Genomic DNA, 21,826 nt, shown 5'->3' with positions numbered 1-21,826 from the left:
ACAGACAAAATACGACAAATGACGAAATGCAGTCCGGAAGCTGACTTGTACCTTGCCCTCAGAATGTGAAAAATCGACGAACTAAACGCGGCGAAACAAACTCTTCACAACATAAGTGATCGCAGTCGTATCCGGATCATCGCTCGACCGATCTAGAATCAGGAGTTTCGGCTCTCGCATATTGGCAGGAATCTTCAAGGAAGAACGTAAAAAACACGGTCGGACTTGAAACAATCAAATGTCCAGCCGGCTATCCGGATCGCAGTCCTGCAAACAAAGACGTAACCAAGCAGAGAAGGGAACTCCCCTACCCTCCCAAAAAGCAACTTTTGGATGCGATAATTGACGGCAAAATGTACGGACGAAACCAATCCGAAACCCCCAGGCTGCACAATTCACTCCATTATTTATTACCTTTGCGGGAAGAAATTGAGTCGAAATTCCCGACTCCCCCGCGCTAAAAAGTATGAAACAAATTACAATCCTCCTGGCTGCACTCGCACTCTGCATGGCCTGCTCGACCCGGGAACCGGTTCAGAACAGAGCGTTCTGTGTATCCATTCTGCCCCTGAAAAGCATCGTCGAACAGATCGTCGGAGACGATTTCGAAATCCAGGTCATCGTCCCAAAAGGCGCCAGCCCCGAAACCTTCGAACCTACTCCCAGGCAATTCGTCGAAATAAACAAAGCCCGGATGATCTTCAGCGTAGGCCTGATCGACTTCGAAAACTCGCTGATCAACAAAATTCAGGACAAGGGCAAGATCGTAAACCTCAGTCGGGGTATTCAACTCATCGAGGGGTCCTGTGCTCACGCCACAAACCGTTCGGCAACCGATGCCGTGGCAAACGAGGGCTTGACTGCAAACCGCCCGGAGGAACACAGCCATGCGCATGGCGTCGATCCGCATATCTGGACATCGCCGAAAGCACTGGAAATCATGGCAAAAAATGCCTTCGACGCCATTCGGACTGCCTATCCGGATTCCATCAAGTATGAAGAAAACTACAAACGGCTGATCCAGAAAATCGAAAAGTCGGATGAGCGCGTCCGCGAAAAAATCAATCGCAGCGGACTCAAATACTTCATCATCTACCACCCGGCTCTCACCTATCTCGCCCGCGATTACGGAATCTGCCAGGTCGCCATCGAATCCGAAGGCAAGGAGCCTTCGGCCCGACGACTGGCCGGAATCATCCGCCAGGCCCGGCAGGACGGCATCAACAAGATATTCTATCAGAATCAGTTCCCGAAGTCGGTCGTCGAGGTCATCGCCCGTGACATGCAGGCCCGGTACATCGAAATCGACCCCCTCGAGGAACAGGTCATCGAAAATATCGACCGAATCACCGACTTAATCACCCTGCCATGACCCTGGTCTCTCTACACGACGTTTCGGTCGCTTACGACGGCCATGAGGCGTTGCAGCATGTTAACCTCGAAATATTCGACCGCGATTTCCTCGGGATCATCGGACCCAACGGCGGCGGTAAAACAACCCTCGTCAAGGCTATTCTGGGGGCTATACCCTACTCCGGAGTCATTCAATATGCTCCGGAACTCTTCCGGGGTCGCGAACGGCTGATCGGATACATGCCCCAGATCGCACACTTCGACCGCGCCTTCCCGATCTCCGTATTCGAAGTCGTTCTATCCGGGCTGCAAGGCCATCACGGATTCCGGTCGCGATACTCCCGGCAAGACAAACTGCGGGCCATGGAGCTGATCGCACAATCGGGACTCGAAAACGTGGCCCGCCACCCCATCGGCGAGATATCCGGCGGGCAGATGCAACGCGCCCTGCTTGCCCGCGCCATCATCTCCGAACCCCGCCTGCTGATCCTCGACGAACCCACGAACTTCGTCGACAACCGCTTCGAAAAGGAGCTCTACAATACGCTCCGTGAGCTGAACAGCCACATGGCCATCGTCATGGTCTCGCACGACATCGGAACCATCTCCAGCGTCGTCAAGCAGATCGTTTGCGTCAACCGACACGTACATCGGCACCACTCGAACATCCTTACTCCCGAACAACTGCGCAATTACGACTGCCCGATTCAGCTGATCACCCACGGAGCCATTCCGCACACCGTCCTGGAGCACCACCCCGGCGACTGCTGCTCCGACCACGAATAGGCCCGGCAGTCACCGTAATTCGACTATACCACTGGGGGGGGGCACCGTATTACGACTAAAGCCGGCATTGACGCTTCCAAGGTGGATGCAGCCCCTGCAAAACAAACAGGGAGGACATCCCAACGGATGCTCTCCCTGTCTTATCGGCGGCCGGATCTGCTCCGGCATCCTCCGGCAATCGAACGGCTACTTGGCGCCGTTGATCGCGCTCAGTTTCTCGAACAACTTGCCAAATGAATCCTCCATCTCGGTCCGAAGCGCCGCGTAGTGCTTGCGGACCAACGAACGATTATGAGGCTCGGCCGGATTCATCGCTTTGACGAACAGATCGTTGCGAACGGAAACTGCCTCCTGCATCACCTCGAAGATCTCCTTCTCCTTCGAGGGCTGAAAACAGATTGCCATGTCGCAGTCGAATACAACCTCCTCGAGGCGGTAGTCGATCTCCTTCTTCAGGACACGTAAATTTGCCATTGTATCTCGGTTTTAGAATTCTTGCTTCGACAAAGGTAGCAATTCCTTTCGGATTAACAAACCTTTTCCCCCGATTTGCTGTCTATTGCCCTACCCTACAGAAAACCAACCACAAAAGACCCGGCCTGTTCAGGTCGGGTCTCCATTCGGCTGTCAGTCGGTCGGAAAACAGGCTGGCCGGAAAAACTCTCCGGGCTGAAAAGATATCGCAAGGCCCGCATCGAGGCTTCGAAGGGTCAGGCTCCAGGGGCCGAGGAGCTGGAATCGGGATCCGGACCGGGCACGAGGTCCGGGAACGAGGAGCGGGGACCGGGAACGGGGACCGGGCACGAGGTCCGGGCACGAGGTCCGGAAACGAGGTCCGGGAACAAGGTCCGGGAACAAGGTCCGGGAACAAGGTCCGGGAACAAGGTCCGGGAACCGGGAAATAGAACCGGAATTCGGAAACCGAACGCCGGAAATCAGACTCCAAACGCCGGAAATCAGACTCCAAACGCAGAACTCCGAACCATCACATCTTCTCGAGCTCCTTATAGGTCTTGCCCGTGGCTCGGGCCGCCTTCTTGGCTGCCTTGGCCTCCTTCCTGGCAATCTTCTTCGCGGCCTTCTCCTGTGCCCGGGCAATCTTGGCCGCCTTACGTGCATCCCGTTTGGCCTGTCGTACGGCCGCCTTCGAATCCTTCTTTACGGCGTGTGTCTCCTCGCGAACCGCCTTGCGAACCTCCCCCTTGTCGGGCATCTCGACAATCACGCCGTTCACATCCTCCTCAACCACCACGTAATCCTGTGCCGGAGCTGCCGGTTTCGGCACCGGAGCCGGCTTCTTGATCAGCGTACGCTCCTCCACAACCCGATCCGTCGCGTAGCCGATCATCACCTCAACACGCCGCATCGGTGGCAGAATCTCCTCGGCCAGGTAGTTCCAGACCGCCGGATTGCGCTTCAAGTCCTGCTCCTTCGCCATCGGCGGCTGCGTCCCGTCGACGATCCCGAGAACCATCGCGCGGTCGGGAACCGACGACGAGGCTATCGCTGCGTGGGTCGTCTTCCAATCCTCGGCTACGGATTTCACCGTTACGTTATAATGCTTCGAAAAGTTATACTTGCCGTCAACGTACGCCTTGAAATCATTCGCCCGCTGAGCCGCCAGCTTCTCATTATAGGCCACACTGCCGTCCGGCGAGGCATAGCCCGTGATGATCACCTCGCAGACCCGACGCGTCGTGTCCTGCATCAATTCCTCCACGAAGCTGTTCAGCTCACTCAGCGCCTGGGCATTGCCCTTCAGGGCCGCATTGAGCTTCGCCACGCTGATCCGATAAAGAACCGAATAGTCCACATCCGACATGCTGCGGATCAGATAACGCCGAACCTGGTAGTCGCCCTCGACCCGATCCGACAACATCACGGTATCGGCGGCTGGAATCGTGGCCTTGATCGCCGTCTGCGCCGTCGCTCCGGCAGCGCCCATCATCGCAACCGACAGTGCGATGGTTGATACAATTGTTTTCACGTTTGTTGAGTGTTGGTTTACGAACACTCCCATTCACAAGTTTCGTACCACAAAACCCCTGGCATCGGTTGCCACGCCAAAGCCCGGACACAAAAAAACAGAGGTCCCGAAATTCGGAACCTCCGTTTCGTTCTCTCGTTACGGGGTTTGTCCGCAGGATGGAGACTGGATGCGGCTTATCCTCGAGACCCCTGTCCCACTCGACCCGGGGGGGGGCACCCATCCCTGGCTACCCGCCCCGACTACATGCGCTCCGGAACGTCGATGCCCAGCAGCGACATGCCCTTACGGATTACGCGGGCCACCTGTGCGGCCAGCGCCAGGCGCATCGACCGCGTGGCGGCATCCTCCTCCTTAAGGATCGAGTGGTCGTGGTAGTAGCCGTTGAACTGCTTGGCCAGGTCGTAGACGTAGGCCCCGATGAGCGACGGCGCAAAGTTCTCCCCGGCGGCCTTCACCGTGGCCGGGTACTCCGTCAGCATCTTCACCAGGTCGATCTCCTCCGGAAGCAGCGTCACCTCAGGGGCAATCTCACGCGATGCCTCTACCCCGCTCTCCGCTGCCTTGCGAAGCACCGAGCAGATCCGCGCGTGCGTATACTGGATGAACGGACCCGTATTGCCGTTGAAGTCAATCGACTCGCGCGGATCGAAGAGCATCGTCTTCTTCGGGTCAACCTTCAGGATGAAGTACTTCAGCGCCCCGAGGCCCACCATCGTCGAGACGGCATTGGCCTCCTCTTCCGTACAGCCGTCCAGCTTGCCCAGCTCGGCCGACATCTCGCGCGCCGTCTTCACCATGTCGGCAATCAGGTCGTCGGCATCAACCACCGTGCCCTCGCGCGACTTCATCTTCCCCTCGGGAAGCTCCACCATGCCGTACGAAAGGTGCGTAATGTGGTCGCTCCACTCGGCGTAGCCCAACTTCTTCAGCACCAGTTTCAACACCTGGAAGTGGTAGTTCTGTTCGTTGCCCACCACGTAGATCATGTCGTCGAGCTTGTTGTCCTCGAAACGGCGGTAGGCCGTACCCAGATCCTGCGTCATGTAGACCGACGTGCCGTCGCCGCGAAGCAGCAGCTTCTCGTCCAGTCCGTCGTTGCGAAGATCGATCCACACCGAATTGTCCGGACGGCGGTAGAAGACCCCCTTCTTCAGACCCTCCTCAACGAGCGATTTGCCCAGAAGGTAGGTCTGAGACTCGTAGTAGACCTTGTCGAAATCGACGCCCAGCGCCTTGTACGTCACGTCAAAACCCGCGTAGACCCAGCTGTTCATCTTCTCCCACAGCGCATAGACCTCCGGATCCTTCGCCTCCCACTTGCGCAGCATCTCCTGCGCCTCAAGCATGATCGGTGCGTGTTTCTTGGCATCCTCCTCGCTCTGCCCCTGCGCCATCAGCTCCTTGATCTGCGCCTTGTAGTGCTTGTCAAACTCGACGTAGTATTTGCCCACCAGGTGGTCGCCCTTCATGCCCGATGACTCGGGGGTCTCGCCTCCGCCGTAGAGCTTCCACGCCAGCATCGATTTGCAGATATGGATGCCGCGGTCGTTCACCAGGTTGACCTTGATCACCGTGTGGCCGTTGGCCTTGAGAATCTGGGCCACCGAATAGCCCAGCAGATTGTTGCGGATATGGCCCAGGTGAAGCGGCTTGTTCGTATTGGGCGACGAGTACTCGATCATGATCGTCCGACCCGTCGACGGCGCCTCGCCGTAGTGCTCGTCCGAGGCAAGATCCGTAAAGCGACCCTTCCAGAACGACGCATCCAGCACCAGATTCAGGAAGCCCTTGATGACGTTACAGGAGCGGATCTCCGGCACGTTGGCCGTCATGTACTCGCCGATCTCCTGCGCCGTGGCCTCCGGCGATTTCCGGCTCCGGCGCAGCAGCGGAAACGTGACCAGCGTATAGTCGCCCTCGAACTCCCGCCGCGTCTTCTGAAGCTGCAGCTGCTCGTCGCCCAGCGGACCGTACAGCGCCTCGACCGACCGCCGAACCGCTTCCGTAAGATAACTCTCAATATTCATTTTCTGTCCGATTTTGACCGCAAATTTAACGTTTTTCATCGAATTACCAATCCCTTCCGCCCCTTTCTTTTGGCTTTTCACCCGACTTCCATTATCTTTGCACATCGAATCACCCCTTATCCAATCATGGAAATCCTCATCATCGCCCTGCTGATCCTGCTCAACGGCATCTTCGCCATGTCCGAAATGGCCCTCGTCTCCGCCCGCAAGTCCAACCTCGAAATGCAGGCCCGGCAGGGCAGCCGGGGTGCCCGCAAGGCGTTGCGGCTGGCAAAGGACCCCGACCGTTTCCTCTCGACCGTACAGATCGGAATCACGCTGATCGGAATCCTCACGGGTATCTACTCCGGAGATACACTCGCCGCACGCCTGGGCGAACAGCTCGCACGCCTGGGGCTCTCGCTGCGTTCGGCAACGGCCATCGCGCAGGTCGTCATCGTCATCCTGGTCACCTATCTGACCATCATCTTCGGCGAACTCGTCCCCAAGCGTATCGGCATGAATGCCGCCGAAAAGGCCGCATCGATCCTCGCCCGACCCATGGGCGCGCTCTCCACGATCGCTTCGCCGTTCGTCTGGCTGCTCGCAAAAAGCACCGCCGCAGTAACCCGTCTGCTCGGGCTCCAGAAGGCCGAAAGCAAGGTCACCGAAGCCGAAATCCGATCGATCATCCAGGAGGGCGCCGAGGACGGCGAGGTCCAGGAGGTCGAACAGCAGATCGTCGGTCGCGTCTTCTCGCTCGGTGACCGGACCGTCGAGTCGATCATGACACATCGCAGCGAAATCGCCTGGATCGACGTGGCAATGTCCGTCGACGAGATCAACCGCATCGTCGCCGAAGCCCCCCACAACCGGTATCCCGTCGGTGACGGAAGCCTCGACAAGCTGCTCGGCGTGGTCTATCTCAAGGACCTCTTCCTCCACCTCAACGAGCCCGGTTTCGACATCCGCAAGATCCTGACCCCAGGCAAGTTCTTCCACGAAGAGTTCGAAGTCTACAACGCCCTCGAACAACTCCGATCCGAACAGCTCGGATACGGCATCATCTGCGACGAATTCGGCGTTACGCGCGGAATCATCACCCTGAAGGATATCTTCGAAGCCCTGGTCGGCGAACTGCCCGATCCGCGCGAGGAGCCCGACATCGTCCGCCGCGACGACGGCAGCTCGCTCATCGACGGGCAGTGCCCCTTCTACGACTTCCTGGCCGCATACGGAATCGAGGACGATATCCCGTCGAACGCATACAACACCCTCAGCGGCCTGATCCTCGATCTGCTCGGACACATCCCCTCGACCGGAGAAAAGGTCGAATGGCGGGGATTTACCTTCGAAATCGTCGACATGGACGGTGCCCGAATCGACAAGATCCTCGCCGTATACCACAAACCCACCACCGAAGAGGAAGCATGAAAATAGCCGATCTGGAACTCGGCGAACAGCCCCTGCTGCTCGCCCCCATGGAGGATGTCACCGACCCCTCGTTCCGATACATGTGCAAGCGCTTCGGCGCCGACGTCGTCTACACCGAGTTCATCTCCTCGGACGGACTGATCCGCGACGCCGCAAAATCGCTCAAAAAACTCGAAATCGACGACGCAGAACGTCCCGTCGGCATTCAGATCTACGGACATCTGATCGACCCCATGGTCGAGGCCGCACGTATGGCCGAAGCCGCCGGCCCCGACATCATCGACATCAATTTCGGCTGTCCGGTCAAGAAGATCGCCGGCCGAGGCGCCGGTTCGGGCATGATGCGAACGCCCGATCTGATGGTCGAAATGACCCGGCAGATCGTCCGCGCCGTCCACACCCCGGTCACCGTCAAAACCCGGCTGGGCTGGGACGACACCTCGAAAAACATCGAGGAGATCGCCCTCCGGCTGCAGGATGCCGGCATCGCCGCCCTGACCATTCACGGCCGGACCCGCGCCCAGATGTACCGCGGCGTGGCCGACTGGACCCTCATCGGTGCCGTGAAGAACAACCCCCAAATCCACATCCCCATCATCGGAAACGGCGACGTCGATTCGGGCCCCAAAGCCAGGGAGATGTTCGACCGTTACGGCGTCGACGGCGTGATGATCGGCCGTGCCACCTACGGACGGCCCTGGATCTTCCGCGAAATCAAGCACTTTCTCGCGACGGGCGAGGTGATGCCCCAACCGTCGGTCTCGGAACGTGTGGCCATCGCCAAGGAGCACCTGCACAAGTCGCTCGAAATCAAGGGCGATCATGTCGGTATTCTCGAAATGAGGCGCCACCTGACCAACTACTTCAAGGGGCTGCCCGACTTCAAGTCGACACGGCTGAAGCTCGTCACCTCGCTCGACATCGACGAATTGTTCTCAACGCTCGACTACATCGCCGAGCGTTGGGACGATTATGACCTCTCGGCGGCCGTGCCCGCTCCCCTCTCCCACGACCTCTGACGCCCCGGAGAAGAGGCTTAGAAGGTGCCGGAAAGGGACGGAGAGAGGGATGGAGAGAGGGACGGAGAAAGGACGGAGAAAGGGAGGAGAAAGGACGGAAAAGGACGGAAAAGGACGGAGAAAGGCCGAAAGTAAGGCCGAAGAGGTGCCGGAAGAGGCAGGAAGAGGCAGGAAGAGGCAGGAAGAGGCAGGAAGAGGCAGGAAGCAGGAGGAAGCGGGAGGAAGCGGGAGGAAGCGGCCCCCGGGAATCCCCGCATCCGAACCCGACGAAAAAGCCGGCCTCCCCGCAGGAAGACCGGCTTCTGTCATTCGTCCGGAGCTGCGTCCTACAGCAGCACCCGCTCAATATAGGCCTTGTAGTCCTTGACCACCGGCGTGTAGTTCTCGTCCTCGAACAGCGGCGACGAAATCAAAAAATCCGCCGACGAACGGTTCACTGCCGTCGGAACATTATACAGCGTCGCCAGCCGAAGCAGCGCCTTCACGTCCACGTCGTGCGGCTGGGCCGACATCGGGTCCCAGAAGAAGATCAGGGCATGGATCTTGCCATCGGCAATCATCGAGCCCAACTGCTGATCGCCGCCCAGCGGGCCCGATTTCAACAGCGTGATCTCCAGTTCGGGGGTCTCGTTGCCCTCCGTCTGCTGCTCCAGATGGTGCGCTCGAGCCCGCAGCGTCCGCTCGACCATCTTGCCCGTAGTTCCCGTGCACACCAGGTGATGACGGCTCAGCTTCTCACTGTTCCAGTCCACCCACTCCGCCAGGTCACGCTTCATGTTGTCGTGCGCGACCAAAGCCAACACTTTCGGTTGCTTTTCCATATCCCTCTCTGTTTTTGATAAGTAGCGGAACGGCTGACACCGCTCCGTCGGTCATTCTCTTCCTCGGCCGTTCTCTCCCTCCCCGGTCATTCTCTTTCCCGGTCATTCTCTCCCCCCCCGGCGGCCGGCGCTACTTCGCGTCTGCCTCGCCGGCAGGCTCTTCGGCAGGCTTGAACTCCGTGAAGCCCGCCTGCAGCAGGATATTATACCACGAGAAGCACTTCTTGATGTCCGATACATGCACCCGATCACGGTCGTACTCCGGAAGAACCTCCGCAAAAGCCGACTTCAACTGCTCGGGCGTCGATTTCGGGCTGATGGCCTCCTTGCCCCCCGTGTGCTCGTAGATGCGCGTAAAAACATCGGCCAAGGCAATGTCGTCCCCTTCGGTAAACATCGATATGTCCGACAGCGCACTCACCCGTGCACTCGCCGAAGCATTCATCCGGCGGCCGTCCAGAAGCGACTCCACAATCACGCCCCGCGTCGACTGCGCCACGTATTTATACAATCCGGGTTGCCCCGTAATAGCCAGAATCTCTTTCAGTTCCATAATTTGTTTCTCTTATTGCTTGTTGGGTTCATAAATGATCGTTTCTCGCTCGCAACCGACCCAATGCCGGCCCGTCAATCCTGCTTCACGTGAACGTCCATCTGCGGGAACGGAAAGTTGATCCCCGCCTTCGGCAACTCCTTGTAGAAGCGTTCGTTATATTCGTAGAAGACAGTCCAGTAGTTGGCATTCGCCGTCCACGCCCGGATCTTCAGATTCACCGAACTGTCGGCCAGTGCCTCGACAACGACGACCGGTGCCGGCTGCGAAAAGATCCGTTCGTCGGCGGCAAACATCGCCAGAATCGCCGCCCGGGCCACGTCTACGTCGTCGCCGTAGGAGATCCCTACCGTCCAGTCGACCCGTCGTTCGGGGGCTGTCGAGTAGTTGTCGATGATGGCCGTGGCGATCGAGTTGTTCGGGATGTAGATCGTCTGGTTGTCGTTGGTCGTGATCACCGTCGAGAAGAGCTTGATCTCGCGCACCGTGCCCGACTCTCCCTGTGCCGAAATGTAATCGCCTACCCGGTAGGGCTTCATCAGCAGGATCATCACGCCGCCCGCAAAGTTCTGCGCCGTGCCGCTCAACGCCATACCGATGGCCAGCGTCGCGGCCGATGCCACCGCAATGAGCGACGTCACGTTGACGCCCAGCGTCGAAACCACGATCAGGATCAGCAGCAGCATGAAAACCGCACGCACCGAACTCCGCGTGAAGGCCCGAAGCGAAAGTTCCACCTTCCGATGCTCCATCGCCACGTCAATCAGCCGGACCAGACGCCGCATCAGCCAGCGCCCGATATAGTAGATCACCAGCGCGATGACGATCTTGATCACCACCCACAGCGTCTCCGACAACAGATTCTGAGCAACCTGACTGAAATCCAGATTCACCAGCCGGTTCACCGCCTCGGCAAAATTCGCCTTCTGCACACTGTCCGGTACCATGAGCGGAGCCGCCGGCTCCTCGGCCGCAACGGCCGCAAGTATTCTCCACATAGCTTTCTCCAGTTTTACCAACCTGTCGTCCCCCGCAAAAATGCATCCACCTGTGCCTCTCTGCGCCGGACTCTCCTGTTTTATGTGCAAAAATAACCAAATTTTGCAGAACTTTATTAACTTTGTATAGGCTTTTTGCCCCAATCACAAAATCCTACCCGTGACAGCATGCAGAACATCGTCGAAATCATCCAGATAAATATCTCCGGGGAAGACAAACCCGGAATGACCTCCTCGCTCACCGAAATCCTCGCCCGATACGATGCCTTCATCCTCGACATCGGCCAGGCGAACATCCACCAGTCGCTGACCCTCGGCATCCTGATCAAAACCTCCTCCGACAAGTCCGGGTTCATCATGAAGGAGCTCCTGTTCAAGGCCTCGGAGCTGGGCGTGATGATCCGATTCACCCCGATCTCCGAGGAAAAATACAACGACTGGGTCAGCCGCCAGGGCAAAAACCGATACATCATCACCCTCTTGGGACGGACCGTCACCGCTCGGCACATCGCCGAAGTGACGAAGGTCGTCGCCGAACACGGCCTGAACATCGACGCCATCAAGCGTCTGACCGGTCGTATGCCCCTCAAGGAGGACAACCGTGCCGCAAAATCCTGCATCGAACTCTCCGTGCGCGGATCGCTCACCGACGAGGAACGCAGCACCATGCACGAAGGATTCATGAACCTGTCCGAATTCGGCCTCGACGTCTCCTTCCAGAAGGACGACATCTACCGCCGCAGCCGTCGCCTGATCTGCTTCGACATGGACTCCACGCTCATCGAAACCGAAGTCATCGACGAACTCGCCGAACGCGCCGGCGTCGGTGACCAGGTCCGCGAAATCACAGCCAGCGCCATGCGCGGCGAAATCGACTTCTGCGAAAGCTTCACACGCCGCGTCGCCCTGCTCAAGGGCCTCGACGTCTCGGTCATGGAGGATATCGCCCGGAACCTCCCCATCACCGAAGGTCTCGAACGCATGATGACCGTCCTCAAACGCGTCGGTTACAAAACCGCCATCCTCTCCGGCGGTTTCACCTACTTCGGAAACTACCTCCGTCAGAAATACGGCTTCGACTACGTCTATGCCAACGAACTCGAAATCGAAAACGGCAAACTGACGGGCCGTTACGTCGGCGAGGTGGTCGACGGCCGGCGCAAGGCCGAACTCCTGAGGCTGCTCTGTCAGTTCGAGTCGATCAACATCGCCCAGTCCGTGGCCGTTGGCGACGGCGCAAACGACCTCCCGATGCTCAACCTCGCCGGCCTGGGAATCGCTTTCCATGCCAAACCGAAGGTCAAGGCCACGGCCCGCCAGTCGATCTCAACCATCGGCCTCGACGGAATCCTCTATTTCCTCGGCTTGAAAGACTCCCGAATCGAAGCATGACGCTTTGTCCCATCAACCGGTCGGACGGCACCGGCGGTCCGTCCGTTGCGGCCGCGCTTACGGCTCGATCCCGACTTGGACGGATGGCCCGACTATCGGTGCTGATCCTCCTCGGAGGCGGACTTCTCTGCGGCTGTTACGACTCCCGATTCGGATCCCCGGAGCGGGATGATACCGTTGAACCCGTCACATCCTCCATTGCCGAACTGAGAAAACGCTTCCTCGGAACCCCGTTCGTCGTGAACAGCGACATCTCCGTCAACGGCCGGGTCGTCTCGTCGGATCAGGCCGGAAACTTCTATCGCTCGATCTGCATCGAAAAGGAGCAGGCCGCTCTCGAAATCCTGACCGGCATCGATCAGTCGCTCAACCTGTTCCCCGTGGGGTGCTCCGTGACACTCCGTCTGAAGGGACTCACCGTCGCCGAAAAGTTCGGGGTCCTGCAGGTCGGCGCCCAACCCCAGTCCGGAAGCGGATATGATGTCGATTACATCGGTTCGCTCCCCGCTCTGGAAAAGTGTCTCGTCCGCAACTCCGAGGAACTCGTCGATCCGCAGCCCGCCCGCTTGACCATCCCGAAGCTCGACCCCCTGCTATGCGGTACGCTCGTCAGAATCGACAACCTCCAATACACCCCCGAATCCGAAACGGAAAGCGGGTGGAGCGGATACCGAAAATTTGTCGACCCGGACGGCTGCGCCATCCACTCCTATGTCCGGGACTATGCCGACTTCGCCGACAGAGAGATCCCCGAAATGGTCATCTCGCTGATCGGAATCCTCCAGTACGACGACTCCGGCGAAGGTCGTTTCCTGATCAAACTCCGCGATGAGACCGATTGCCTGTTTTAGTCTGGGGGTACTGATGTGGGCCGGCAGTTGCGACAGGAGCTCCTCCTCCGAATTCAACGAAACTCCCCTCGAAACCGAAATCTCAATCGCCGGACTCAAGGCCCTGTGCGACTCGCAGGGAAGCACCACCATCTCCCGCGATGCCGCCATTTGCGGTAAAGTCGTGGCTAACGATCTTTACGACGAATTCTACCACGAAATCATCATCGAAGACGACAGCGGCGGCATCACAATCGCCATCAACGACAACAACCTCAACAAGACGTTCCCGTTCGGTGCATGGGTCGAGGTGCGTTGCAACGGTCTGGTGCTGCATGACTACGGCGGAAAAATCGAACTCGGATCCGCACCCGACGCCTACGGAAACAGAGGTATTCCAAGCAGCGAAATCAATCGGTATATTCGCGTCAAAGAGTCCCAGGGCGAGTTGCCACGGGCCGTAAAGCTCTCGTTCGACGAGGTGCAGAGCCGCCATGTCGACACCCGCGTGCGTTTTGACGGAGTGCGATTCGCCGAGGCCGGAAACGCCTGGTGTGACACCGATCCCGAAACCGGAGAACTCGTGACGACCGAACGCGAAATCATCGATTCCAACGGAAACCGGTTTCGTGTCAGAACGTTGGGCAAATGTCACTATGCCGGCGAAGCGTTGCCCAACGGCCAAGGCTCCCTGTTCGGCGTGATCGACTATTTCAACGGTGAATTTTCCCTGCGGGTCACCTTTCATGAATTCGTCTTCCAGGCCAACGCTCTCCCGGAACGGGTCATCTCGGACGGTCCTCCGAACGGCCTTTCGCCGTCGTTGCGGTCGCCTGTCAGTCGCCTGTCGGTCGTGAATACGACATGCGGCCCTGACAAGCAGTCATACGATGGCTCCTCCGGGGTTGATCGCGCCCGGATCTGATTGTGTTTCGGAAATGATTATCCGCCGGGGATGATTGCGTGCCCGGTGTGAGATTGCGCGTGCCCGGTATGAGAGATTGCTCGTGCCCGGCGTGAGATTACGCTCCCGAAATGGAACTCCCGGAATGAAATGAAACTCCCGGAATGAAATGGCGCGCGTCGGAAAAAACGAAAGACTCCGCAGCTAACGCTGCAGAGCCTCCCAAAGCATATCCTTCAGGGTCTGGATGTTGAGCCCCGTGACCGACGAAATAAAGACCGACGGAATTCCCTCGGGAAGATGTTCGCGCATCTGCCCGATCAGTTCGTCGTCGAGCATGTCGCACTTGGTGATGGCCAGCAGCCGCTCCTTGTCCAGCAGTTCGGGGTTGTACTGCGTCAGCTCGCCCAGCAGAATCTCGTAGTCGCGGCAGATGTCGTCGCTGTCGGCCGGAATCATGAACAGCAGCACCGAGTTGCGCTCGATATGGCGCAGGAAGCGCGTCCCGAGGCCCCGTCCCTCGTGGGCCCCCTCGATGATGCCCGGGATGTCGGCCATGACGAACGACTTGTGGTCGCGCACCTCGACGATCCCCAGGTTGGGCTCGAGCGTCGTGAAGGCGTAGTTGGCGATCTTGGGTTTGGCCGCCGATACGACCGACAGCAGCGTCGATTTCCCGGCATTCGGAAAGCCCACCAGCCCCACGTCGGCCAGCACCTTCAGCTCCAGCACGAAAGCCCCTTCGTCGCCCTCTTCGCCCGGCTGCGCATAGCGCGGCGTCTGGTTCGTGGCGCTCTTGAAGTGCCAGTTGCCCAAGCCGCCGCGGCCCCCCTTCAGCAGCACAAGACGTTCGCCGTCGGCCGTCACCTCCCCCACCGTCTCGAGGGTCGTCGTGCCGTCCTCCTGCTCCACCACACGCCGCGCCACCGTCCCCAGCGGAACCGGAATCACGATATCCTTGGCATCCTTGCCCGATGAGCGCGCTCCGGAGCCGTTTTCGCCATCCTCGGCAAACTGGTGGCGCTGGTATTTGAGGTGGATCAGCGTCCAGTACTGGCGGTCGCCCACCAGCACAATGCTTCCGCCCTTGCCGCCGTCGCCGCCGTCGGGGCCGCCGAAGGCCACGAACTTCTCCCGCCGGAAGTGGGCCGAGCCCGCTCCGCCGTGGCCCGATCGGGCAAATATCTTGACGTAATCCACAAAATTCGATCCTGCCATACGCTGTATTTATTAGGGGTATCCGGATAAATCCGCCTGCAAAGATAGTACAAAAAATGCAGACCGCGAAAACGGTCTGCACTTGAGCCTTTACAAAGGAAGAGATTCATGACCAGATCCGACCAGCAGGGACGGGTCCGGGAAGATCTGATCCGGAAGAGTCCGGCCCGAGAGGAGCTGCCCCCGGGGAGGATGGGCTCTCCTCCGGCATCATCGGTCCTCAGCCTCAGACGTGCGCCGCCACGTAGTCACCCACCTCCGAGGTCGAATAGCAACGCCCGCCCTCGCGGACCAGATCCTCGGTGACAACGCCTGCCTCAAGGGCCGTATTCACCGCCTCGCGAACGGCCGCACCCTCCGCCTCGAGCCCCAGGTGTTCGAGCAGCATCGCCGCCGAGAGAATCGTCGCCATCGGATTGGCGATGTTCCGCCCCGCAGCCTGCGGGTAGGAGCCGTGGATCGGTTCGAACAGAGCCACCTCGGCCCCGACGCTCGCCGAGGCCAGCATGCCGAGCGAGCCGCTGATGACACTCGCCTCGTCGGTCAGGATGTCCCCGAACATGTTCTCCGTCACGATCACGTCGAAGTGCGCCGGCTGTCGGATGAGCTGCATCGCCGCGTTGTCGACGAACATGTAGTCAACCTTCACCTCGGGGTACTCCTTCGACACCTGCTGCGCCCGCTCTCGCCACAGCCGCGACGTCTCCAGCACGTTGGCCTTGTCGACCACCGTCAGGCGGCGCCGTCGCGACATCGCCAGCCGGAAAGCCACATGAAGTACGCGGTCAATCTCCTCAACCGTATAGCTGCATGTATCGAAGGCCCGGCGGCCATCCTCGTCACGACCCTGCGGACGTCCGAAATAGAGACCGCCCGTCAGTTCGCGCACGCAGATGAAGTCCGTCCCCCGCACCACCTCCGGCCGCAGCGGCGAACGGTCAACCAACGACTCGAAAAGCGTCACCGGACGCAGGTTGGCAAAAAGACCCAGCGACTTGCGCATGCGCAGCAAACCCTGTTCGGGGCGCACCTTCGACGTCGGGTCGTTGTCGTACTTCGGGTCCCCGATGGCCCCGAACAGCACGGCATCCGACGTCTGACAGATGCGGTGGGTCTCCTCCGGGTAGGGATCCCCCGTGGCGTCGATCGCCGCGGCGCCAACCTGCGCCCGACGGTATGTGATCCGGTGACCGAAGCGCTCGGCCACCCGGTCCAGCACCTTCACCGCCTCCGAAATAATCTCCGGCCCGATTCCGTCACCGGGCAACAATGCGATCCTGATTTCCATGATTCGTTGGATTGGTTTCTATGATGTTCAACATTTTGATCGTCGCCTTGATCGCCGCTTCGGTCTGATCGGCATCCAGCCCGTGGGTCCGGAACGTGCGGCCGTCGGCCTCCCACGTGATGATCGTCTGCACGAAGGCATCCGTGCGGCCCCCCGGCGGAATCGACACCGCATAGTCCACCAGCATCGGGAAGCGCCGCCCCAGCTGCCCGCGGTAGATCTGGCGCAGGGCCCGCATGAAGGCGTCGTACTGTCCGTCGCCCGCCGATGTCTGCTCGTAGGGCTCGCCGTGGATCTCGATGCGCAGTGTCGCAACGGGATGCAAACCCTGTGCCAGCGAAAGACTGTAGTTCAGAATCCGAACCGGTGCGTCCGTCTGGTCGTAACGCAGCACGTCGGCAATGATATACGGCAGGTCGTCCAGCGTCACCAGCTCCTTCTTGTCGCTCAGCTCCACGACCCGCTCGGTCACCTTGCGCATCGCCGCATCGTCCAGGTCGATGCCCAGCAGTTCGAGGTTCTTCAGGATGTTCGCCTTCCCGGAGGTCTTGCCCAGCGCATATTCGCGCACCCGGCCAAAGCGCTCGGGAAGCAATTCATTACAGTATAGGCCGTTCTTATTGTCGCCGTCAGCGTGGACCCCCGCGCATTGCGTGAAGACGCTCGCTCCGACAATCGGCCGGTTCGCCGGTATGCGGACGCCCGTATAGGACTCCACCGTACGGCTCACGCGGTAGATCTTCCGCTCGACAATGTCGGTCCGGCACCCCAATCGGTCGTGGAGCACCGCCACGGTACTCGACAGCGGCGCATTGCCCGCCCGTTCGCCCAGTCCGTTGACCGTCACGTGGACCCCCCGGAAACCCGCCCGCACGGCCGCCGCCGTATTGGCCACGGCCAGATCGTAGTCGTTGTGGGCGTGAAAGTCGAAACGAAGGGTCGGATAGCGCGTCGTCATCTCCCGGCAGATGCGCTCCGTCGTCCACGGATCGAGGATCCCCAGCGTATCGGGGCACAGAAAACGTTCGACCGGAAGATCCGAAAGACCCTCCACCATCGAATGGACGTAATCCGGCGCGTGCTGCATGCCGTTCGACCAGTCCTCGAGATAGAGATTCACCCGCATGCCCCGATCCGCGGCCCGCAGAATCTCGGCCCGCACGTCGGCAAGGTGCTGCGCGGGCGTACGGCGAAGCTGCTCCTCGCAGTGGCGACGCGAACCCTTGGCCAGCAGATTCACCACGCGGCAGCCCGCCCGCCAAAGCCACTCGACAGAGATCCCTCCGTCGATGAAGCCCAGCGCCTCGATCCGGTCGAGATGGCCCCGCTTGCGCGCCCACTCCGTAATGGCCCGTACGGCTGCCTCCTCGCCGGGAGAGACCCGCGCCGAGGCGATTTCGATCCGGTTGACGCGAAGCTCCTCGAGCAGCAGACGCGCTATGGAGAGCTTCTCCCGCGCGTTGAACGACACACCCGAGGTCTGTTCGCCGTCACGAAGCGTCGTGTCGAGGATCTCCACCCCTGCGGGCATCGGCGTCGTCATCGGACCGCGTGTGTTTTTTCGTACGACTCGATCTGCGGAAGAATGCTCCGCAGGTAGTCCACATCGTCGTAGCCGTTCTGCAGGCACCGCTTCTTGTAGGCGTCGATCTCGAACGGCGTGCTCTCGCCGCTCGCCTCGATCGTGAAGCGCTGGTGGTCCAGATCGACCGTGAAGAGCGCCTGCGGATCACGCCGGATCGCCTCGAAGATCCGCTGCAGGAACGACTCCTCGACCCGAACCGGCAGCAGCCCGTTGTTCAGCGCATTGTTGCGGAAGATGTCCGCGAAAAAGCTCGACACCACCACCCGGAAACCGTAGTCGGCAAGCGCCCACGCGGCGTGTTCGCGCGAACTCCCGCAGCCGAAGTTGCGCCCCGCCACGAGGATCTCTCCCCCGTAGCGCGGATCGTTGAGCGGAAAGGTCGCAACGGGAGCTCCAGAGGCGTCGTAACGCCAGTCGCGGAAGAGGTTATCGCCAAAACCCTGGCGCTGGGTGGCCTTCAGAAAGCGGGCCGGGATGATCTGGTCGGTATCGATATTCTCCACCTCGACGGGTACCGCCCGCGAAGTGAGGGTTGTGAATTTGGGTATGGACATGGTTTTAACTGCATTTTGCATCCGGCATCGGGGCGGTCATGGAGATTCCGCCATGCGGGTTCCGTCATGCGGGTTCCGTCGTGCGGGTTCCGTCGTGCCGGAAAAGTTTCTGATTCTGCGTATCAAAGTTCCTCGCCGAAGAGTTCGCGCGGGTCCGTAATGCGGCCTGTAACCGCCGCGGCCGCCGCAACGGCTACTCCCGAGAGCAGCGTCCGGGCGCCGGGGCCCTGTCGCCCCTCGAAGTTGCGGTTCGAGGTCGAAACACTGTATTTCCCCGCCGGGATCTTGTCGGCATTCATCGCCAGGCAGGCTGAGCATCCCGGCTGCCGCAGCTCGAAGCCCGCCGCCGAAAGGATGCGGTCGAGCCCCTCGGCCCGCGCCTGCGCCTCGACGCCCTTCGAACCCGGAACAATCCAGGCCGTCACGCCGTCGGCCCGGTGATGTCCCCGGACCAGCTGCGCAAAGCGCCGAAGATCCTCGATCCGACCGTTCGTACAGCTCCCGACGAAGACGTAGTCGATCGGATGGCCCTGCAGGCGTTCATCCGCCCGGAAATCCATATAGTGCAGCGCCTTCGGGTCGGCATCCGCCGGGATCGTCCCGTCGACGGCCATTCCCATGCCCGGGTTGGTGCCGTAAGTGATCATCGGTGCAATGTCGGCCGCATCGAAGCGGTACTCCTTGTCGAAAACGGCGTCCGGATCGCTGTAAAGCTCTCGCCACCGTCCGACGGCCGCATCGAAGGCCGCCCCCTGCGGCGCCCGTTCACGCCCCCGGAGGTATTCGAAGGTCTTCTCGTCGGGGGCGATCATCCCGCCACGCGCACCGCACTCGATGCTCATGTTGCAGACCGTCATGCGACCCTCCATCGAGAGCGAACGGATCGTCGAGCCGGCAAACTCGATGAAGTGGCCCGTGCCGCCCGAGGCCGTGATCCGCGAAATAATGTAGAGGATCACATCCTTGGCCTCGACGCCCGGGCGCAGCGGTCCGTCGACCGTAATGCGCATCGTCCGGGGCTTGGTCTGCAGGATACACTGGCTCGCAAAGACCATCTCCACCTCCGACGTCCCAACACCAAAGGCTACGGCCCCCAGCGCTCCATGGGTCGAGGTGTGGCTGTCGCCGCAGACGATCGTCATCCCCGGCTGCGTGAAGCCCAGCTCCGGGCCGATGATGTGTACGATCCCCTGGCGCGGATTCCCCACTCCGAAATGTTCGATGCCGTACCGTGCGCAGTTGGCCGCAAGGGTCTCCACCTGACGCCGCGACTCGGGGTCCTCGATCGGCAGGTGCTGGTTCACGGTCGGGATGTTGTGGTCGGCCGTCGCCGTGATCTGAGCCGGCCGCGCCACGCCGATTCCCCGGCGTTCGAGCCCCGCAAAGGCCACCGGCGAGGTCACCTCGTGGATATACTGGCGGTCGATATAGAGCACGCACCGCCCTCCGTCCTCGACACGCACCGTGTGCGCATCCCAGATCTTGTCCAAAAGTGTCCGTCCCATAAGCTACTCCTCCCCTTTACGTTCCGTCACGTTCAGCGCCCGCAGTGCATCGAGGAAGGCCTCGATCGACGCCCGAGTCGTATCCGTATGAGCGGCAAAGCCGTGAACCGTCCGCGAGCCGCACTGGACCTGCACATGAACCCGGCCCACGTCGTTCGAGCCCCGCGTGATGGCCTGCATCAGAAACTCCGTCAGCACGACCTTCTCGTTGATGAGCTTCTTGATCGCCGTAACGGCCGCATCGACCGGTCCGTTGCCCGTCCCGATCGCCATCCGCTCGTGGTCGCCGAACTTCAGTACCACCGTGGCCGTCGGAACCAGCGTACCGGTGGTCACCTGCAGGAACTTCAGCGCAATGGACTGCTGCTTCATCCGGTCGATGTCGCCCACCAGATACAGCAGGTCGTAGTCGTGGATCTCCTTCTTGCGGTCGGCCAGCGCCAGAAACTTCTCGTAGGTGGCGTCCAGCTCCTCCGGCGTGAGGTCGTAGCCCAGCAGCTCGAGCCGGTGGACCAGCGCCGCACGCCCGCTCCGCGCCGTAAGCGCAATGACCGATTCGTTCAGCCCGATATCGTGCGGATCGATGATCTCGTACGTCTGCCGGTCCTTCAGCACCCCGTCCTGGTGGATGCCCGACGAGTGCGCGAAGGCATTCCGCCCGACAATCGCCTTGTTCGGCTGGACGGGCATGTTCATCAGGCTCGACACCAGGTGCGAGGCCTTGGTGATCAGCTGCGAGCGGATCCCCGTGTCGATATCCACATCCTTGTGGCAGCGGAGCGTCATGACCACCTCCTCCAGCGAGGTGTTGCCAGCCCGTTCGCCGATGCCGTTGATCGTCACCTCGGCCTGCCGGGCCCCGTTCAGAATGCCGCTCAGCGTGTTGGCCGTCGCCATGCCCAGGTCGTTGTGGCAGTGCGTCGAAAGAATCGCTCGGTCGATATTGGGCACGTGCTCCATCAGGTAGCGGATCTTGGCCCCGTATTCGTCCGGAAGGCAGTAACCTGTCGTATCGGGGATGTTCACCACCGTCGCCCCCGCCGCAATCACCGCCTCGACGACCCGCGCCAGGTACTCCGTATCGGCCCGGCCCGCATCCTCGGCGTAGAACTCCACGTCCTCGACGTAGCGTTTGGCATACTTCACCGCCGCAATGGCCCGCTCGTAGATCTCATCCGGCGTCGAGCGAAGCTTGTCGTAGATGTGCTGCGGCGACACCCCGATCCCCGTATGGATCCGTTTGCGTTTGGCCAGCCGCAAGGCGTCGGCCGCTACGTCGATATCCTTCTCCACGGCCCGCGTCAGCGCGCAGATCGTCGGCTCCGAGACCGCCTTCGAGATCTCAAGCACCGAATGGAAATCGCCCGGACTCGAGATCGGAAAGCCCGCCTCGATCACATCCACTCCAAGGGCCTCCAGCAGTTTGGCTACCTCGATCTTCTCCGTCGTGTTCAACTGGCATCCGGGAACCTGTTCCCCGTCGCGCAGGGTCGTGTCGAAAATGTACAGTCTTTCGCTCATACTCGATGCGTCGTATTTAATGGGTAAAAATTTCAGTGACGCAGCCTCACGATCGCCGTGCTGCATACG

At 60.3% G+C, this 21,826-nt stretch carries 19 protein-coding genes; 7 read left to right on the top strand and 12 right to left on the bottom strand.

The features are described from left to right. The first annotated feature begins 466 nt into the window (after window positions 1-466). On the top strand, window positions 467-1,372 hold the full coding sequence (locus B5E60_RS02105) for a metal ABC transporter solute-binding protein, Zn/Mn family (RefSeq protein ID WP_087309226.1): 906 nt from the start codon (window positions 467-469) through the stop codon (window positions 1,370-1,372). Further along, window positions 1,369-2,139, top strand: a complete 771-nt coding sequence (locus B5E60_RS02100) for a metal ABC transporter ATP-binding protein (protein WP_087309225.1) — start codon at window positions 1,369-1,371, stop codon at window positions 2,137-2,139. Before B5E60_RS02105 ends, B5E60_RS02100 begins: the two co-directional genes overlap by 4 nt. 186 nt (window positions 2,140-2,325) lie before the next feature. Here B5E60_RS02100 and B5E60_RS02095 read toward each other — a convergent pair whose 3' ends face one another. From B5E60_RS02095 to argS, 3 genes are all read right to left on the bottom strand, one after another. Next, window positions 2,326-2,613: a hypothetical protein gene (locus B5E60_RS02095; protein ID WP_087309224.1), complete on the bottom strand. Its 288-nt coding sequence runs from the start codon at window positions 2,611-2,613 to the stop codon at window positions 2,326-2,328. 511 nt (window positions 2,614-3,124) lie between these two features. Next, window positions 3,125-4,126, bottom strand: coding sequence for a hypothetical protein (locus B5E60_RS02090; RefSeq protein ID WP_239403167.1), 1,002 nt, complete (start codon window positions 4,124-4,126; stop codon window positions 3,125-3,127). A 242-nt stretch (window positions 4,127-4,368) separates the two neighbouring features. Then, a complete protein-coding gene (gene argS / locus B5E60_RS02085) occupies window positions 4,369-6,156 on the bottom strand; it encodes an arginine--tRNA ligase (protein WP_087309314.1) in 1,788 nt (595 codons plus the stop codon). A gap of 126 nt (window positions 6,157-6,282) precedes the next feature. Between argS and B5E60_RS02080 the strand changes: the two genes are divergently transcribed. Then, window positions 6,283-7,569: a hemolysin family protein gene (locus B5E60_RS02080; protein WP_087309222.1), complete on the top strand. Its 1,287-nt coding sequence runs from the start codon at window positions 6,283-6,285 to the stop codon at window positions 7,567-7,569. After that, window positions 7,566-8,588 carry a tRNA dihydrouridine synthase DusB gene (gene dusB, locus B5E60_RS02075; RefSeq protein WP_087309221.1) on the top strand — a complete coding sequence of 341 codons (1,023 nt, stop codon included), beginning with the start codon at window positions 7,566-7,568 and terminating at the stop codon, window positions 8,586-8,588. Before B5E60_RS02080 ends, dusB begins: the two co-directional genes overlap by 4 nt. A 326-nt stretch (window positions 8,589-8,914) precedes the next feature. On the opposite strand, the gene B5E60_RS02070 is transcribed toward dusB, so the two are convergent. The 3 genes from B5E60_RS02070 to B5E60_RS02060 all read right to left on the bottom strand — a co-directional run bounded on the left by B5E60_RS02070 (window position 8,915) and on the right by B5E60_RS02060 (window position 10,960). Beyond that, window positions 8,915-9,409 carry a methylglyoxal synthase gene (locus B5E60_RS02070; RefSeq protein ID WP_087309220.1) on the bottom strand — a complete coding sequence of 165 codons (495 nt, stop codon included), beginning with the start codon at window positions 9,407-9,409 and terminating at the stop codon, window positions 8,915-8,917. A gap of 130 nt (window positions 9,410-9,539) precedes the next feature. Further along, window positions 9,540-9,962 carry a DUF5606 family protein gene (locus B5E60_RS02065; protein WP_087309219.1) on the bottom strand — a complete coding sequence of 141 codons (423 nt, stop codon included), beginning with the start codon at window positions 9,960-9,962 and terminating at the stop codon, window positions 9,540-9,542. A gap of 74 nt (window positions 9,963-10,036) precedes the next feature. After that, window positions 10,037-10,960, bottom strand: a complete 924-nt coding sequence (locus B5E60_RS02060; protein WP_087309218.1) for a mechanosensitive ion channel family protein — start codon at window positions 10,958-10,960, stop codon at window positions 10,037-10,039. A gap of 168 nt (window positions 10,961-11,128) precedes the next feature. Between B5E60_RS02060 and serB the strand changes: the two genes are divergently transcribed. The 3 genes from serB to B5E60_RS02045 all read left to right on the top strand — a co-directional run bounded on the left by serB (window position 11,129) and on the right by B5E60_RS02045 (window position 14,107). Continuing rightward, a complete protein-coding gene (gene serB, locus B5E60_RS02055; RefSeq protein WP_087309217.1) occupies window positions 11,129-12,352 on the top strand; it encodes a phosphoserine phosphatase SerB in 1,224 nt (407 codons plus the stop codon). A gap of 83 nt (window positions 12,353-12,435) precedes the next feature. Beyond that, complete coding sequence (locus B5E60_RS02050; protein WP_087309216.1) at window positions 12,436-13,203, top strand: DUF5689 domain-containing protein; 768 nt, start codon at window positions 12,436-12,438, stop codon at window positions 13,201-13,203. Continuing rightward, the gene (locus B5E60_RS02045) at window positions 13,181-14,107 is read left to right on the top strand and encodes a DUF5689 domain-containing protein (protein WP_204246430.1); all 927 of its coding nucleotides are present in this window, start codon (window positions 13,181-13,183) and stop codon (window positions 14,105-14,107) included. Before B5E60_RS02050 ends, B5E60_RS02045 begins: the two co-directional genes overlap by 23 nt. A 183-nt stretch (window positions 14,108-14,290) precedes the next feature. On the opposite strand, the gene obgE is transcribed toward B5E60_RS02045, so the two are convergent. The 6 genes from obgE to B5E60_RS02015 form a co-directional block, all read right to left on the bottom strand. Continuing rightward, a complete protein-coding gene (gene obgE / locus B5E60_RS02040; RefSeq protein WP_087309215.1) occupies window positions 14,291-15,304 on the bottom strand; it encodes a GTPase ObgE in 1,014 nt (337 codons plus the stop codon). 226 nt (window positions 15,305-15,530) lie between these two features. Continuing rightward, entirely contained in the window at window positions 15,531-16,592 is a 1,062-nt protein-coding gene (gene leuB / locus B5E60_RS02035; RefSeq protein WP_087309214.1) for a 3-isopropylmalate dehydrogenase, read from the bottom strand. Then, window positions 16,561-18,135 (bottom strand): alpha-isopropylmalate synthase regulatory domain-containing protein, encoded by a 1,575-nt coding sequence (locus B5E60_RS02030; protein ID WP_446697987.1) that lies wholly within the window; start codon window positions 18,133-18,135, stop codon window positions 16,561-16,563. The genes leuB and B5E60_RS02030 overlap by 32 nt, the downstream gene beginning before the upstream one ends. Then, window positions 18,132-18,731, bottom strand: a complete 600-nt coding sequence (leuD, locus tag B5E60_RS02025) for a 3-isopropylmalate dehydratase small subunit (RefSeq protein ID WP_087309213.1) — start codon at window positions 18,729-18,731, stop codon at window positions 18,132-18,134. Before leuD ends, B5E60_RS02030 begins: the two co-directional genes overlap by 4 nt. A 122-nt stretch (window positions 18,732-18,853) precedes the next feature. Then, the gene (leuC, locus tag B5E60_RS02020; RefSeq protein WP_087309212.1) at window positions 18,854-20,236 is read right to left on the bottom strand and encodes a 3-isopropylmalate dehydratase large subunit; all 1,383 of its coding nucleotides are present in this window, start codon (window positions 20,234-20,236) and stop codon (window positions 18,854-18,856) included. A gap of 3 nt (window positions 20,237-20,239) precedes the next feature. After that, a complete protein-coding gene (locus B5E60_RS02015) occupies window positions 20,240-21,757 on the bottom strand; it encodes a 2-isopropylmalate synthase (protein WP_087309211.1) in 1,518 nt (505 codons plus the stop codon). Between the last annotated feature and the right edge of the window lie 69 nt (window positions 21,758-21,826).

The organism is Alistipes sp. An116 (assembly GCF_002161005.1).
Lineage (GTDB): Bacteria > Bacteroidota > Bacteroidia > Bacteroidales > Rikenellaceae > Alistipes > Alistipes megaguti.
Note: the sequence above shows the minus strand (reverse complement) of the source record. Positions and strands in the feature narration are given on the sequence as shown.